The organism is Thermocatellispora tengchongensis (genome assembly GCF_014202315.1).
GTDB classification, from domain to species: domain Bacteria; phylum Actinomycetota; class Actinomycetes; order Streptosporangiales; family Streptosporangiaceae; genus Thermocatellispora; species Thermocatellispora tengchongensis.
In genome coordinates this window covers 1-14,335 of record NZ_JACHGN010000036.1, presented here as the reverse complement: position 1 = coordinate 14,335, position 14,335 = coordinate 1, and the positions used below count along the sequence as shown (strand labels likewise).

15 protein-coding genes, 2 tRNA genes and 3 pseudogenes are annotated in these 14,335 nt (G+C 69.9%); 3 read left to right on the top strand and 17 right to left on the bottom strand.

Annotation, left to right across the window (positions count from 1 at the left end):
* Positions 1-172: 172 nt before the first annotated feature.
* From HNP84_RS48230 to HNP84_RS48190, 9 genes are all read right to left on the bottom strand, one after another.
* Positions 173-1,222, bottom strand: coding sequence for a UDP-N-acetylmuramate dehydrogenase (locus tag HNP84_RS48230; RefSeq protein WP_185056876.1), 1,050 nt, complete (start codon positions 1,220-1,222; stop codon positions 173-175).
* Positions 1,223-1,259: 37 nt separating this feature from the next.
* Complete coding sequence (locus HNP84_RS48225; RefSeq protein WP_185056875.1) at positions 1,260-2,450, bottom strand: glycosyltransferase family 2 protein; 1,191 nt, start codon at positions 2,448-2,450, stop codon at positions 1,260-1,262.
* A gap of 55 nt (positions 2,451-2,505) precedes the next feature.
* Complete coding sequence (locus HNP84_RS48220; RefSeq protein ID WP_185056874.1) at positions 2,506-2,934, bottom strand: MaoC family dehydratase; 429 nt, start codon at positions 2,932-2,934, stop codon at positions 2,506-2,508.
* Between the two features lie 2 nt (positions 2,935-2,936).
* On the bottom strand, positions 2,937-3,386 hold the full coding sequence (locus HNP84_RS48215; RefSeq protein ID WP_185056873.1) for a MaoC family dehydratase N-terminal domain-containing protein: 450 nt from the start codon (positions 3,384-3,386) through the stop codon (positions 2,937-2,939).
* A 167-nt stretch (positions 3,387-3,553) separates the two neighbouring features.
* Positions 3,554-3,718, bottom strand: a complete 165-nt coding sequence (gene rpmG, locus HNP84_RS48210) for a 50S ribosomal protein L33 (protein ID WP_093169131.1) — start codon at positions 3,716-3,718, stop codon at positions 3,554-3,556.
* Positions 3,719-3,797: 79 nt separating this feature from the next.
* Positions 3,798-3,871: transfer RNA gene (locus tag HNP84_RS48205), tRNA-Met, on the bottom strand.
* 140 nt (positions 3,872-4,011) lie between these two features.
* A tRNA-Thr gene (locus HNP84_RS48200) sits at positions 4,012-4,084 on the bottom strand.
* A gap of 131 nt (positions 4,085-4,215) precedes the next feature.
* Positions 4,216-4,464 (bottom strand): transposase, encoded by a 249-nt coding sequence (locus HNP84_RS48195; protein WP_246519573.1) that lies wholly within the window; start codon positions 4,462-4,464, stop codon positions 4,216-4,218.
* Between the two features lie 66 nt (positions 4,465-4,530).
* On the bottom strand, positions 4,531-5,103 hold the full coding sequence (locus HNP84_RS48190; protein WP_312927321.1) for a C40 family peptidase: 573 nt from the start codon (positions 5,101-5,103) through the stop codon (positions 4,531-4,533).
* Between the two features lie 215 nt (positions 5,104-5,318).
* Here HNP84_RS48190 and HNP84_RS48185 point away from each other — a divergent pair, with 215 nt between their 5' ends.
* Both HNP84_RS48185 and HNP84_RS48180 read left to right on the top strand, forming a co-directional pair.
* Positions 5,319-6,323 carry a sensor histidine kinase gene (locus HNP84_RS48185; protein ID WP_185056872.1) on the top strand — a complete coding sequence of 335 codons (1,005 nt, stop codon included), beginning with the start codon at positions 5,319-5,321 and terminating at the stop codon, positions 6,321-6,323.
* A 37-nt stretch (positions 6,324-6,360) separates the two neighbouring features.
* Positions 6,361-7,095, top strand: a complete 735-nt coding sequence (locus HNP84_RS48180) for a response regulator (protein WP_185056871.1) — start codon at positions 6,361-6,363, stop codon at positions 7,093-7,095.
* Positions 7,096-7,464: 369 nt separating this feature from the next.
* Here the strand turns inward: HNP84_RS48180 and secY are convergent, their stop codons facing one another.
* The 4 genes from secY to HNP84_RS55710 all read right to left on the bottom strand — a co-directional run bounded on the left by secY (position 7,465) and on the right by HNP84_RS55710 (position 11,016).
* Positions 7,465-8,772 carry a preprotein translocase subunit SecY gene (secY, locus tag HNP84_RS48175; RefSeq protein ID WP_185056870.1) on the bottom strand — a complete coding sequence of 436 codons (1,308 nt, stop codon included), beginning with the start codon at positions 8,770-8,772 and terminating at the stop codon, positions 7,465-7,467.
* 216 nt (positions 8,773-8,988) lie between these two features.
* A complete protein-coding gene (locus tag HNP84_RS48170; RefSeq protein WP_185056869.1) occupies positions 8,989-9,294 on the bottom strand; it encodes a hypothetical protein in 306 nt (101 codons plus the stop codon).
* Between the two features lie 160 nt (positions 9,295-9,454).
* Positions 9,455-10,234: a hypothetical protein gene (locus HNP84_RS48165; protein ID WP_185056868.1), complete on the bottom strand. Its 780-nt coding sequence runs from the start codon at positions 10,232-10,234 to the stop codon at positions 9,455-9,457.
* A gap of 20 nt (positions 10,235-10,254) precedes the next feature.
* The gene (locus HNP84_RS55710; protein WP_185056867.1) at positions 10,255-11,016 is read right to left on the bottom strand and encodes a lytic transglycosylase domain-containing protein; all 762 of its coding nucleotides are present in this window, start codon (positions 11,014-11,016) and stop codon (positions 10,255-10,257) included.
* A gap of 276 nt (positions 11,017-11,292) precedes the next feature.
* On the opposite strand from HNP84_RS55710, the gene HNP84_RS48155 reads away from it, so the two are divergent.
* A complete protein-coding gene (locus HNP84_RS48155) occupies positions 11,293-11,484 on the top strand; it encodes a hypothetical protein (protein WP_185056866.1) in 192 nt (63 codons plus the stop codon).
* Between the two features lie 175 nt (positions 11,485-11,659).
* Here the strand turns inward: HNP84_RS48155 and HNP84_RS48150 are convergent.
* From HNP84_RS48150 to HNP84_RS48135, 4 genes and pseudogenes are all read right to left on the bottom strand, one after another.
* Positions 11,660-11,863 (bottom strand): annotated as a pseudogene (locus HNP84_RS48150) (DUF4267 domain-containing protein); the annotation flags it as partial.
* Between the two features lie 552 nt (positions 11,864-12,415).
* On the bottom strand, positions 12,416-12,775 hold the full coding sequence (locus tag HNP84_RS48145; protein ID WP_185056864.1) for a hypothetical protein: 360 nt from the start codon (positions 12,773-12,775) through the stop codon (positions 12,416-12,418).
* A 76-nt stretch (positions 12,776-12,851) separates the two neighbouring features.
* Positions 12,852-13,409, bottom strand: a pseudogene (locus HNP84_RS54480) (GrpB family protein).
* An 843-nt stretch (positions 13,410-14,252) separates the two neighbouring features.
* Positions 14,253-14,335, bottom strand: a pseudogene (locus HNP84_RS48135) (IS5/IS1182 family transposase); the annotation flags it as partial.

Here is a 14,335-nt window from a genome sequence, read left to right as displayed (position 1 = left end):
GCCCGGCAGCGACGATTGCGTACGACTGCCAGGCCGAAGGTCTCGTCCGCCCGCGGAATCAGGCCCGCGTGACCGGGCGCGAGGGCGCCAGTATGTCGATCACGCGATTGGGACTACTCCCCTTCGGTGTTGATAAGAGTAACGGCAGGGCCGCGGAGGATTGTTCCCGGGGCTACAGATCCACTCCGACCAGCACCGGCTCGTTGACCAGCATGACGCCGAACTTCTCGGCCACGCCGTCGCGGACCTCCCTGGCCAGCGCGATCAGGTCGGCGGCGGTGCCCGAGCCGTCGGGGTTGGTCAGCGCGAGCGTGTGCTTGGTGGAGATGCGCACCGGACCCCGGGCGTAGCCCTTGGGGAAGCCCGCCTGCTCGATCAGCCACGCGGCCGGGACCTTCACCGAGCCGTCGGGCATGGGCCAGCGCGGGAACCCGGCCGCGCGCAGCTCCAGGTCGGCGGCCTGCGCCGGGGTCAGGATCGGGTTGGTGAAGAACGAGCCGGCGCTGCGGGTGTCGGGGTCGGCCGGGTCGAGCACCATGCCCTTGCCCGCGCGCAGGGCCAGCACGGCGGCGCGGGCCTCGGCGAGCGGCACGCGGTCGCCCAGCTCGACGCCGAGGCGCACGGCCAGCTCCTTGTAGCCGATCGGCCCCGACAGCGGCGAGCGGGCCAGCGCGTACGTCACCGCCAGCACCAGGTGGCGGCCCAGCTCGGCCTTGAACGCGCTGTGCCGGTAGGCGAAGCCGCACTCCCCGGCGCCGAAATCGCGCTCCTCACCGGTCACGCGGTCCAGCACCCGCACCCGTACGATCGTCTGCGCGACCTCCTGCCCGTACGCGCCCACGTTCTGGATCGGGGTCGAGCCGACCAGGCCCGGGATGCCCGACAGGCACTCGATCCCCGACCACCCCTCGGCGACGCTGCGCGCCACCAGCGCGTCCCAGTCCTCGCCGCTCTGCGCCGTGACCAGCACCCGGTCTCCGTCGGGCACGACCTCCAGGCCGCGCGAGGCGACGCGTACGACGAGACCGTCGAAGCCCGAGTCGGCGATCACCAGGTTGCTGCCGCCGCCCAGCACCAGCACCGGCTCCCCGGCGCGGTCGGCCGAGGTGACGACGGCGGCCAGCTCGCCGGCCGTACCCGCCTCGGCGAACGCGCGGGCGGTGCCGCCGAGTCCCAACGTCGTGTACGGCCCCAGCCGCACCCCTGCCAACCGCTCAGTCATGCACTTTCCCCCACACGCCGGGACGGACCCGACCAGCCTACGGCGTGGGGGCCTTCCGGGTCTCGCGCAGGAGCCTCAGGACACGCTCGTACGTACGGCGCGACTCGCGCTCGCGGTAGCCCGGATCGACGTCGTCGTGGGCGCGGTGCCGCTCCTGGTGCACCGGCAGCCCCTCGTCCACCACGACCTTCTCGCCCGGGAGCGTCAGGCAGAACTCCAGGTCGGCGTGGCGATGGTACTGCGCGCGCTCCGGGAACCCGCCCGCTTCCAGCGCGGCCGTGCGGCGTACGGCCATCAGGTGGCCGTACAGGGCCCGCACCGGCCCCGGACCCGCCTCCGCCCACTCCTCGCCGTCGGGGGTGGGGTTCGCGCCGCGCCATCCCGCCGCCACCGCGCCGTCGTCCAGCGCCCGGACCAGCGGGGTGATCGCGTCGCCGTCGAGCACCGTGGCCGTCTCCATGACGACGTGCACGTCCGACTCGTCCAGGAACAGCAGCTTGGTACGCGCGGCGCCCCAGCCCGCCGAGCCGCCACGCCAGTGCGGCGGCTCCGCCACGTGCAGTTCCCGGATGCGCTCGGGATGGGCGGCGGCCAGCTCGTGCAGCACGACGCCCGCGCCGTCCACGTCGCCGAGGTCCAGCGCGAGAATCCGGGCGTCGGTGTAGGCGAGCAGCGCGTCCACGCACTTGCGCACGTCCGCCGGCCGGCCGTCCACCAGCAACGCCACCGTCACCGTGGACGACGCCGCGGCCGGGTGGGTGACGGTCTCGGCGGCGCCCGTGATCGCCTCGTCCATCCGGTTGACGGCCAGGGTGGAGTCCCACAGCACCTGTGAGGCGATCATCTCCTCGGTGCCCGGGGTGTGCCCCGCGCCGCCCTCGGCCTCCTGCGGCGGCGGCCGGTCCGCAGCGGCCCGCGCGGACGCCCGATCCGCAACCGCCCGATCCCCGGCCGGCCGATCCGCGCTTGGCCGATCCGCCGTCGCCCGATCCCCGGACGGCCGATCCGCGACCGCCGGGACGGGCAGTGACGCGACCGTGGGCCAGACCTCGAAGGGCGGCTTGGGGGTCAGCTCGAACCCGTCATCGGTGTCGCGTACCAGCCAGCCGGCCTCCTCGATCTCGCCGCGCAGCACGTCGGCCGCCGCGAAGTCGCGGTTGCGCCGGGCCGTGGCCCGCTGCTCGGCGAGCCCGATGACATGACGTGGTGCCTGCCTCGCTTCGCTCATCACCCCGGTCTCGCTACCCAGGGGACGGCCCGCTACCCAGGGGAGCGGCGGGATGTCAGGCGAGCCGGACGACCGCCCTGGCCTTGGACAGCACCCGCGAGTCGCCCGACTTGGCGGTCAGCACCACCACGACCTTGTTGTCGTCGAGCTTCTGCTCCACCACGCCGCTGACCCTGATCGTGGCGCCCTGGTCGTCGTCGGGCACGACCACCATGGAGGAGAACCGCACGCCGTAGTCGACGACCGCGCCCGGGTCGCCGGCCCAGTCGGTGACGTAGCGCCCGCCCTGGGCCATCGTGTACATGCCGTGCGCGATCACGTCGGGCAGGCCGACCGTCTTGGCGAAGCGCTCGTTCCAGTGGATGGGGTTGTAGTCGCCGGACGCGCCCGCGTACATCACCAGGTCCACCCGGCGCACGTTGTACTCGGCGGGCTCGATCTGCTGGCCGACCTCGACCTCGTCGTACTTGATCGTCGCGGTCATCGCTACGCCGCCCCTCCGCGCTCGACGATGGTGTTGTAGGTGGTGCAGACCGCCTCGCCCTCGACGGTCGTCACGTCGCTGCGCACGGTCAGCATCTCGTTGCGGCCCACGCTGCGGATCTCGGTGATCGTGGACGCGCACACCAGCTCGTCGCCGGCGCGGATCGGCCGGACGTACTCGAAGCGCTGCTCGCCGTGCACCACCATGGCGTAGTTGAGCCCCAGGTCGGGATCGGACAGCGCCTCGCCCGCGCCGGTCAGGGTGAACACGATGGGGAACGTCGGGGGCGCGATCACGTCGGGGTGCCCCGCGGCCTTCGCGGCCTCGCGGTCGCGGTAGATCGGGTTCGGGTCGCCGATCGCGGCGGCGAACTCCCTGATCTTCACGCGGCTGACCTCGTATGTGCTCGGCGAGACGTACGTACGGCCGACGAAATCACGGTTCAGGGCCATCGTGCGGGGGACTCCTTCACGGGTCTCTACGGCGTGCCCGTCACCAAGGGGCACACGCTCAACGCCGACGGTAACAGCACTGCCCGGCGCCAACACCACAACCCGCCCACCGGGTCCCCCCAAAGGCGCCGGTGCGGCGGGTCAGAGTCGTACGATCTGGACGATCGTCAGCGGGTCTCGCGGTGCGGCTGGTGCGTCTTGCAGTTGGGGCAGTACTTCTTCAGCTCAAGCCGGTCGGGGTCGTTACGCCGGTTCTTCCGCGTGATGTAGTTGCGGTGCTTGCACTCCTGGCAGGCCAGCGTGATCTTCGGCCTAACGTCGGTGGCAGCCACGTGGGAGTGCCTTTCTACGTTCGGGACTGATGGACGACCCCCGCCAGGTCACCCCTAGGCGGGGGACCCGGGAGGGTAGTAGCGGAGGCCGGACTTGAACCGGCGACACAGCGATTATGAGCCGCTTGCTCTGCCTGACTGAGCTACTCCGCCTTGTGACCGTCGTTAGCACATCCGGCGTGGGCCAGGATACCCGACTGCTCGGGCACCGAACGCACGGCGGCTCTGGGGCGGCCAGGCGAGGCCACCCAAGCCAAAAGCCCCAACCGCGGGTCAGGGCTAGTGGATGGTCGAGCCCCGTTACGGAATCGAACCGTAGACCTTCTCCTTACCATGGAGACGCTCTGCCGACTGAGCTAACGGGGCGGTTCTCGCTGCGCTCTGGCCTCTGGCCTCGTCGCTGCGGACAGGTGTAACCATACACGCCAGTCTCGGCTGACGCGAATCGGAATCACCGCGCCCCCGCGGCGCCGGGCACTCCCGCGCCAGACGGCCGCTCACCCGCCCGGCACAGACGTACCGGTGACCTCATCGCCCGCCGCGCCCGCACCCGGGACGCCCTCAACGCGGGGCCGCAGCGGGATCACCTCGCACAGATCGGCGAGATCGACCAGCCGCGCCACCTGCTCGACGGAGACGCAGTCGGCGACCAACCGCCCATACCTGCGCACACGCAACACCTCGCGCCCGGCACGCACGGCCGGCAGCACCTCGTACCCATCGGGCCCGACCCACCGCCTGTCCATGACCGGACAGAGTAGGCCCCAGCCCCGACAGTTTCTCTAGATGACACCCGCCCCATTTGGTACGGCTTAGAAAGCCGCGTTGAGCCGAAAATATCCGGCGAAGTCCTTCACCGCGGTGACGTCGTCCACCCGGACCGTCGTCCCGGTGCGCAACGCGTTGACCATCTTGCCGTTGCCGACGTACACGCCGACATGGTGCGTACGGACGCGTTTCGGGGTGATCGTCCCGTAGTAGACCAGGTCGCCGGGCCGTACGGCCTCGGGCGGGACCGGGCGCAGCTTGCGCAGGTGGTCATCGGTGTTGCCGCTGCCGAGCACGTCCCGCCCGAACGCCAGGTGGTAGACCCAGCGCGCCAGGCCGGAACAGTCGAGCCCCACCGTCTTGCGCGCCGGGCAGGGCCGGATCGAGCCGTGATAACCCACGCAGGTGCCGCGCGAGGGGCCGGGCTCCCGCGCGTGCCCGCCGCCCCACGAGTACGGGATGGGCCCGTCACGCCACCCCGGAAGGCCACGCCCTTCCCGCACGGCGTACGCGATGGCGGCCACCATGCCCAGCTCCGAGCTGGTACGGGGCACCGCCGCGACCGCGCACGTCAGAAGGGCGAGCGCGACGAGCGCCACCCGGATGGCTCTGTCCACACTGCGGATTGTGCCGAAATATCCGTCCTCCCGAGCAGCCCGCCGCCGCGCCGTCACCGCACCGATGCCCACCCCGCCCTCACGCCACCGCGCCGTCACCGCACCGATGCCCACCCCGCCCTCGCGGCGCCGCGCCGTCACCGCACCGATGCCCACCCCGCCCTCACGCCACCTCCCCGCCGCCGTTCGTTGATCGCGGCTAGAATCGCAGCATTGTGAGCGAGCGCGGGGCTGTGATCCGCCGGCTCCTGTGGCGCCGTGGCCGCCGGGTGCCCGGCCCGCCCCCGGCTGCGCTCACGACCGCGATCGGCGTCGCCGTCGCCGCCTGCGGCCTCGCCGTCGTCGATCTCACCCCCGCCTGGGCCGCCACGCTCATCGTCACCGCCGCGGCGGCCCTGATCTGGTGGTGCACCACCCCGCTGACCGAAGACCTGCCCAGGCTCGCCAGGATCGGCGACATGCCGGTCATCCTGGTCCTGGCCTGGTCCGGCTGGCTGGCCGTGCCGTGGGGCGCGGGCGGCGCGGCGCAGGCGCGCACCGTCGCCGCCGAGCCGGCGGCCCCGCACCACGACGTCGCCCCGCTGCACACCGGCCGGCTGCACGCCCCGCAGGCGGTCCTGAACGAGCGCCGCCGCCTCGCCGCCGAGGTGCACGACGCGGCCGGCCACGGCCTGGCCACGATCGCCATGCAGGCGGGCGTGGCGCTGCTGCTGTTCGACGAGCAGCCCGAGCAGGCCCGCGAGTCGCTGCGGGCCATCCAGGCCACCAGCACCCGCGCCCTGGCCGAGCTCCGCGCCGCCCTGGACCGCATGCACCCGCTGGAGACCGCCCCACCCTCCGTACGCGACCTACGCCCTCTCGTCGAGGGCGTACGCGCGGCGGGCCTGCCGGTCGAGCTGCACATCGGCGAGCCAGGCCCGGCGATCCCGGCCCACATCGACGCCGCCGTCTACCGCGTCGTCCGCGAGTCGCTCACCAACGTGCTCCGGCACGCGGGCCCGACCACCGCCGTCGTACGCGTCGCGCACGCGCCCCCGCACCTGGTCGTCGAGGTCACCGACCGCGGCCGCGCCACGCCCGCCGCCCCCCACACCGAGGGCCGGGGCCTCACCGGCATGCGCGCCCGGGTCGAGGCCGCGGGCGGCACCTTCACCGCGTCCCCCCGCGAGGGCGGCGGCTTCCGCGTCCTGGCCCGCTTCCCCGTCCCCCCGACGGCATGACCGGCCGCACGACGGACCACATGACCGAGCCGACCACATGACCGACCATGTGCCCAACCAGGTGCCCAACCAGGTGCCCGACCATGTGCCCGACGCCCCCGCCGGGCCGCCGATCAGGGTCGCCCTGGCCGACGACGAGGCCGTCGTCCGCATGGGCCTGCGCGTGCTCGTCGAACGCGAGCCCGACATGGAACTGGTCGGCGAGGCCACCGACGGCCCCCAGACCCTGGACCTCGTCCGCCGCACCCGCCCCGACGTACTGCTCCTCGACATGCGCATGCCCGGCATGGACGGCGTCGCCACCCTCCGCGCCATCACCGCCGACCCCGCCCTGCGCGCCACGAAGGTCGTCGTGGTCACCACGTTCGAGATCGACGAGTACGTCTTCGACTCACTGCAGGCCGGAGCCAGCGGCTTCATCCTGAAGGAGAACGCCCCGGCCGAACTCGTCCGCGCGATCCGGGTCGTCGCGGCGGGCGAGGCCCTGCTGTCCCCCTCGATCACCCGCCGCGTCCTCGGCCTGTTCGGCCGCCACCTGGCCGACGGCACGCCCCCACCCGCCGGCCTGGACGAGCTGACCCCTAGGGAGCGCGAAATGGTCGCCTGGGCCGCCACCGGCCGCTCCAACGAGGAGATCGCCAAAGAACTGACCCTCAGCCCCGACACCGTCCGCACCCACATCAGCCGGGCCATGGTCAAACTGCACGCCCGCGACCGAGCCCAACTGGTCGTCTTCGCCGTACGCGCCGGCCTGACCTTCCCCACCACCTGATCCGCCTACCCCTCCCGCACACCGCCACCCCCGCCCCGTCCTCCCACGCACCGCCGCCCCCGCCCCGTCCTCCCACGCACCGCCGCCCCCGCCCGTCCTCCCAAGCACCGTCACCCCCCGCCCCGTCCTCCCGCACACCGCCACCCCCGCCCCGTCCTCCCACGCACCCCCATCCCCGCCCCGGTCCCCTGGCAGGCCGATCCGCCCCACCCCCCGGAGCCCTCGGCCCTCACCCCGCTACCCCGCACCAGAACCCCCCTCCCCCACCTGCCGCCCCACGTTCCCGCACACACCTGGGGACCGAACCGACGCTCCCCAAGACCGAGCGGCGAGCGCAGTGGCACGGCGACGCGCCTCCCTCCCGCCTGCCTACCGCAGGAACCCCTCGTAGTTGCGCTGCTGCAACTGGCTCTCGATCTGCTTGACCGTTTCCAGCCCCACCCCCACCATGATCAGGATCGTCGCCCCGCCGAACGGGAAGTTCTGCTGCGTGCCCGGGTCGCGCAGCAGCACGAACGCGATGATCGGGATCAGCGAGAGCACGCCGAGGTAGACGGCGCCGGGCGCGGTCAGCCGGTTGAGCACGTAGTGCAGGTACTCGGCGGTGGGCCGTCCGGGCCGGATGCCGGGGACGAAACCGCCGTATCGCCGCATGTTGTCCGCGACCTCCACCGGGTTGAACGTGATCGACACGTAGAAGAACGTGAACACCACGACGAGCAGGAAGTAGGTGACGACGTACACGGGGTGGTCCCCGGAGACCAGGTAGCGCTGGATCCAGTCGATCAGCGCGTTGGACGTGTTGCCGGCGAGCATCACCGCGAGCTGCGGCACGTACAGCAGGGAGGTGGTGAAGATGACAGGGATGATCCCCGCCTGGTTGACCTTGAGCGGAATGTAGGTGCTGGTCCCGCCATAGACCCGGCGGCCGACCATGCGCTTGGCGTACTGCACCGGGACACGGCGCTGCGCCTGCTCCACGAACACGACCCCCGCCACCAGGAACGCGCCCAGCACCAGCATGGTCGCGAACGCGACCGGGCTCTGCCGCAGGATGTTGCCCAGGTACGCCGGGAACACCGCGACGACCTGCGCGAAGATGAGGATCGACATGCCGTTGCCGATCCCGCGATCCGTGATCAGCTCGCCGAGCCACATGACGACCGCGGTCCCGGCGGTGATGGTGACGACGACGGTCAGCACGGTGACCAGGTCGTCGTTCACCAGCAGGACGTGCCGGCAGGAGAAGATCTGCCGCCCACGTGCCAGCGCCAGCAGCGCGGTCGCGTTGAGCACCGCGAGGGCCACGGTCAGGTAGCGCGTGTACTGCGTGATCTTCGCGCTGCCCGCCTGCCCCTCCTTCCTGAGCTGCTCAAGACGGGGCACCACCACCGCAAGGAGCTGCAACACGATGCTCGCGGTGACGTACGGGATGACGCCCAGCGCGAACACCGACAGCTTGAGCATCCCGCCGCCGCTGAACAACTGGATCATCGACAGCAGCCCGGCGGAGTCGCCGGCCTGTGCCTCGGTGAGGCACTTCTCGACGTTGGCGACATGCACCCCCGGCGCAGGCAGGATCTGCCCGAACCGAAACAACACCACCACGCCCAGCGTGAACAGCAGCTTCTTCCGCAGATCGGGCGTACGGAACGCACGGGCGAACACGCTCAACATGCGCGCCCCACAAAAGGCCAGGTCACAGCCGCGATTCTGCCGACGGCGGCCGTACCTGCCATCCGCGAGAACGCGTGACCTCACCTACGCGAATCCGCGTAGCCCCACCCCCGACCGGCCGACCGCCCTCTCCCCCGAACACCCCCACAAACCGAAAAGACCGGAGAAACCAGAGGGGCCGACAATAACTGAAGAAGCCGGAGAAACCGCTGGAGGCTACCCCACCCCCTCCGAGGTCGGGCAGGGGTCCTCGTCCTCTGACGAGGAATCGATCAGCTCCTCCTCCATGATGAGGATCTCCCGCCCGCGGGCGTAACTCACCACCCGCCGTCCGAGCAGCTCCCCCACGCGGCGCGCCACCTCCTGGAACAGGCGGCGATTCTCCGGCCTGTCGACCCACACCCGCACCGACCCCTTGGCGACCAGTTCCTGGCTCACCCATTCCGACATGGTGATCAGGAACCGCGTCTCCGCATCCTGATGGAGCGGCGCGTGCCGCGCCCCGCTCATGTCCGCGTCCACAGTCCTCCGCCCACCGTCACCCGCGTTGCCACCACGACCAGCCCCTCCCGACGCCACCACCACACACAGGCGCCACCGCCGAAGCGCACGAGCAGCGTCAAAACCACCACAACCGCGACAGCCGCGCCAGTCAGCGGCGTCCCCGCGTCCCCGACCGAGATCAGCCGGCTCCCCCGGCCGACCACGTGTCGAACTCGGCCTGCACCCGAACCAGACCTTCCGCCCGCATCAACACGTACGCCGCATCGCGTACGCTCGCGCGCCCGTGCCCGTCGCCGCGCAGCCGGGTCACGAACTCCTCCGGAGTACGCCCGCACAGCCGCGCCAGGGCGCTGGAGCGGCGCAGCAGCCACGCGATCACCGCCGCCTGGGAGCCCAGCAGGACCGGCGTCCCGCACTCCCGCTCCGCCAGGTGCCCGTGCCGCCCGGCGTAGCAGTGGCAGTTCCGCACCCCCACCCCGGACTCAAGGGTGACCGCGCCCTCGGGAACCAGGCGCCGCACGTAGTTGGGCTCGGTGACGTCGAGCACGCCGAGCTGCTCCCGATCGAACCACCCCACGAACAGCCGCGACCGGAAGTCGCCCACGACCGGCGTCGCGGGGACGTACCCGTGTCTGTTGACATGTCCGGACACTCCGGCCGCGATCCCGCGCACCGTGGCCATGGTCATGGGCAGTACGAGCCGGGCTCCCAGCGCGGCGAACTTCCGCCGTAACTGCGCCGGAGCCGCGTTGGACCCCACGGCGACGACGGGCACCCGCTCGCGTACGGGCGCGACCCCGGCCGAGGCCAGGAAGTCCGCCAGCCGTACGCCCGCCTCCGGCACGCCCCACTCGCCCAGAGGCGCGCCCTCCCACACGTCGAGGGCCAGAAAGCGATCTCCCACCACGACCCCGGAGGCGTCGGGCAGCCGCCCGGGATAGGACAGCGGCGAATCCACCGGACAGACATCACCCGCCATCACGGCCCCGTAAGCCGCCGTTCTCCCTCCGTGGTCAGCACGAACACCTGCCACGCGTAATAGGCATAGTAATTCCGGGGATCCCGTTTTATCTGCCCGGCATGCAACAGAATGGCGTCGACATAAGCCTGCGAGGGATTGTAGGCATGCAACGCCCGCTGATAGTTCTGCGGCGCCCCGGTGGCCCGCAGATAATTCGCCGCGCCCATTATGGCGTCCTGCGGATCCTGGATGTCCCCGCCCATTCCATAGGCGCGCCACGTGGCCGGCATGAACTGCATCGGCCCCTGGGCTCCGGCGTAACTGTTGGACTTCACCCGCCCGAACTTGGTCTCGGCGAACATCACCGCGGCCAGGACCTCCCACTCCACGCCGAACCGCCGCTCGGCCTTCTTGAAGTAGCCCAGCAGCCGCCCGGCCGGCAGCGGGTCCTGCACCTTGAACACCTGTGACGGTTTGACCGGCCGGGCCAGCGCCAGCAGCCCCCGGATGGCCTTCACATTGTCCTTCGCGGCCCGCGCCGATTCCGGCGGCAGCCGCTTGAAAGCCCGCTCGGCGACTCCCGCATTACGGGCCGCGAACCGATAGATCCGCTGCTCGTACAAGGCCCGCAGCACGACCTCTTCCGGCGGTTCTCCGCGCGACGGATCCCCGTCCTTCACCCAAGCGTCAATGGCCTTCCGCAAGGCCGCGGAATTCTCCGCCAGCGCCCGCGCCAGCTTGGCGGCATCACGCGGCACCGCCGCATCCGCCCCGGGCACATCATTCCTCTCACGATCCCGCTCACGAGGAGAGGAAGGCACAGATGGAGACACTTCAGCAGAAGGAGAAGAAGAGGGAGAAGAGGAGGATGAAGCAGCGGAACCACCACATCCCCCGACCGCGACAAGCGCGGCCAGCAACATCCCCAACCCCCCGCGCAGACTCCGATACGATCGCTCCGCACCGGCAGCCGTCCCCCACAACGCTCTCACATCAATCCAACCTACCGCGCCCACCCGCCCGCCTTCCCGCAAACCAGAAAACCGGATGATCCCGTGGACACCGACATCCTCCTGCTCCTGCTGTACGAGGCAGGAGTGAGCATCGCCATTCTGGCCGCCCTCATCGTGGTCCTGTCGCTAGCGCTCCTGCTCATGATGACCGTGATAGCGGCCGCGATATCCGCCCTGATTAAGAAAAAGCCGAAGTCAACCGAAAAATCCCCCATAAGCACCTTGCTCCACTAACCCTCCCCGATAATCCCAGCCCCCCGACAACCCACACCAAAAACCCCAAGCGAGCCGTACCAAACCACGCCCCCGAAGCCCCATCAAGATCCACCCCCTCCCCCACGACCACCGCACACCCTCCGAGCGCCCCCGGCAGACTCCCGCGAGGGAACCGCAAGCCAAGAGTTCGCCATCAGAGGGCGAAGAGCAGGGCGGCGTCGAGCAGGGCGACCACGGCGGTCGCGTAGTGGACACCGAACGCGGCCGCCTTGATGTCGCCGTTGCGCAGCACGATCAGCGTGTCGCCCGGCGGCAGGAGGGCGACGATCAGCATGAACCAGGCCTCAGCGCGCGCACCGGCGAAGGCCGGCAGCGCCAGCCCCACGAGGCCGTAGGTCCCGTCGCGCGCAACGGTGGGGCGTTCAGCGCGACCACGCGACCTACGCCTCGGTGGAAGCGAAGCGAGATCCGTGGCTCATGATCGCCGCAGGAACTCAACTCGCCGACGCCGAGCCCAAGTCACCACCCGATCACCCATCATGAAGCGCATGACCACGCCGAGCCTCCCCACCCGCCGCGTTTCTGCCCCGCCTCCGAGGAGGTCGAGTGTCCCCGCCATAGCGGGTTCGACGTGTGTCACGACAGCCGGCCTGCCCACATCCCAGTCCGGACGCACACGCCTACCACTTGATCATGCCACCCGCCGTCCTCCCGAATGAAAGCAGCCAAGGCCACATGCCCGCTGCGAATCGCCCTACCGAACGAACGGCCTGACCGTTGATCCGCCGCCGAGTACGGCACCGGAGAGGATGGGCGTCTCCTCCGAGCGGGCGCCTCGACGGGGTACACGGAGGTGAGGCAGGAAGCTCGGAAACCGGCATTCCCCCCACAGCAGGCGGCCCCACCGCCGGCCCCCGCCTGCCCTACGACCCAAGGCACGTCACGCGGGTTACGTGTCCCCCTCAGGGACGAACACCTCTTCGAATTGCGGATCGTAGACGACAAGACCATGCAGCGCCGCCAACTCCATGATTTTTTCGAGTGCGGGCCTGCTCCGCTCCGAGTAGCTCAGGTGCATGATCACATGGTCGATGCCAACAGATAGGGGCATCGACATCCAGGGACTCTCCGAATCATCGGAAGGCGGGTCGTCGGGGAAGTGCGCACGCAGCTCCTCATAGAAGGCGACGATTCGCTGATCAAGTTCGCCTTCGGCATGGTGTGCGGAGCCACAACGATCGAACATCCGACGAGCTGCCTCGACATCGGCAGGCCCGCTCATGCCGAGGACGGCGAGGTCATAGCTCATGGACCGATCATCACACTCTTGATCTATGCCACATCGGCGGAGCGTGCCTTGCAGTGCGTCATCTCACTGGTGTTCGTCACCTCGGAACCTCATCGTGTGACGGCACCTGGTTGCCATCTATCAAGGCTCGTTCAGCATCACTTAGACCGGCCGCGGCGAGGATCGCCTGCACCATCGCGTTCTTCCCTCGGCCGTAGTCACCGATGTCGGCGGCCGTCGCGGCAACGCGTTTCTTCACTGCAGCGTACTGGTCACGAAGTTCCGGGTCGATTCGCAGAACATCCCTGACCGCGAGGTGATTTCGCAACGACAGCGACCCCTTAACGATGACGTAGGTGTTGGTCCCGGCGAGTCGTGCGGGCTCCTTGAATGCCCCTCACTGCGGGATTCCCAGCTCGCCCAACGGCGAGAAACCCAGGCCGATCAGGACGTCCGTGGCGGCCTCGACATGCTCGGCTACGACAATGTCGCAGTCGATGACGGGTTTGGCGGCCAGCCCGGGAACCGAGGTGCTACCGACGTGTTCGATGGAAATCGCCGGCACACACCCGGCCTCCAATGCCTGGGCGTAATCCTTTCGCAGCGCCTCAAACCGATCAGGCCACGCGGGGTCGTAATCGACTATCCTGATCATGGTTGCAGCCCTTGTCCCGGAGCAAACGCGGCGGGGTCGTCGCCTCCACGGCGTACACCGAGGTGTGGCAGGAAGCCCGGACGCTGGCGCTACCCCCAGCCCAGGTCGCCTCTCCCCTGGCCCGCCGGCCGTACGACCTGAGGCACGCGGCCGTGTCCCTCTGGCTCCACGGCGGCGTTCCGGCCCCGGAGGTCGCCGTGCGGGCGGGGCATGGCACGTGGATGTCCTGCTGCGGGTCTACGCCAAAACCTGGTCCAAGAGATGGCGAAAAGCCCCGGATGATCTCCGGGGCTCTCCGTCGTTCTGGGGCTCGTCTCACTCCGGATCATGGGCGCCGCCCCGGGAGAACACCTCATGGTCCATGCCGGACATGTTTCGAGACCGGTGACAGACGGCGGCTCTCGGCTGCCCCTGACTACATGGCCCCGGAAACCAGAAGAGGCCCCGTAGGGCCTCTGAGCTGGGGTTCTGCTGGTGGCAGGTCCAGGGTTCGAACCTGGGTAGGCTGAGCCGACGGTTTTACAGGGCATCGCAGTTCCGACTACCCAAAGCGCCCTGGCCTGCGAGTGAGCCGTACCAGGAGTTCATGCGGCGCCGGCCAGTTCCGGGTATTTTCCGGATCTAGAGGTCTCGCCTTCCTCAAAGATCCATCGTTGAACCCTAGCGAACGAGACAGCGCTCCAAGATCTTGCCCCTCTGTCCTCGGATTACCGGTAGACAATTTGATCAAGCCCTGCGCCCCTGACCCAATGTGGCCGTGGCTGTACGACTAGGGCGCTGATGCCGGTAGGCATGATGCGGACGATAACCCAGGCGATCACAACTCTGAGCAGTGAGCACTTTTCATCCTGAGTAGCGACCTTCTTCGATGAGCTGCAGGACGAGGATGGCCTGCACGATCGTGGTGGCGCGGTGCGGGCAGCAGC

What these genes read in the sequence shown, in the direction of transcription:
- HNP84_RS48220 (WP_185056874.1), bottom strand. Translation starts at nt 2,934, where the DNA reads ATGACCGCGACGATCAAGTACGACGAGGTCGAGGTCGGCCAGCAGATC.
- HNP84_RS48195 (WP_246519573.1), bottom strand. Translation starts at nt 4,464, where the DNA reads ATGGACAGGCGGTGGGTCGGGCCCGATGGGTACGAGGTGCTGCCGGCC.
- HNP84_RS48225 (WP_185056875.1), bottom strand. Translation starts at nt 2,450, where the DNA reads ATGAGCGAAGCGAGGCAGGCACCACGTCATGTCATCGGGCTCGCCGAG.
- HNP84_RS48230 (WP_185056876.1), bottom strand. Translation starts at nt 1,222, where the DNA reads ATGACTGAGCGGTTGGCAGGGGTGCGGCTGGGGCCGTACACGACGTTG.
- HNP84_RS48145 (WP_185056864.1), bottom strand. Translation starts at nt 12,775, where the DNA reads ATGAGCTATGACCTCGCCGTCCTCGGCATGAGCGGGCCTGCCGATGTC.
- HNP84_RS48215 (WP_185056873.1), bottom strand. Translation starts at nt 3,386, where the DNA reads ATGGCCCTGAACCGTGATTTCGTCGGCCGTACGTACGTCTCGCCGAGC.
- secY (WP_185056870.1), bottom strand. Translation starts at nt 8,772, where the DNA reads ATGTTGAGCGTGTTCGCCCGTGCGTTCCGTACGCCCGATCTGCGGAAG.
- HNP84_RS48180 (WP_185056871.1), top strand. Translation starts at nt 6,361, where the DNA reads ATGACCGACCATGTGCCCAACCAGGTGCCCAACCAGGTGCCCGACCAT.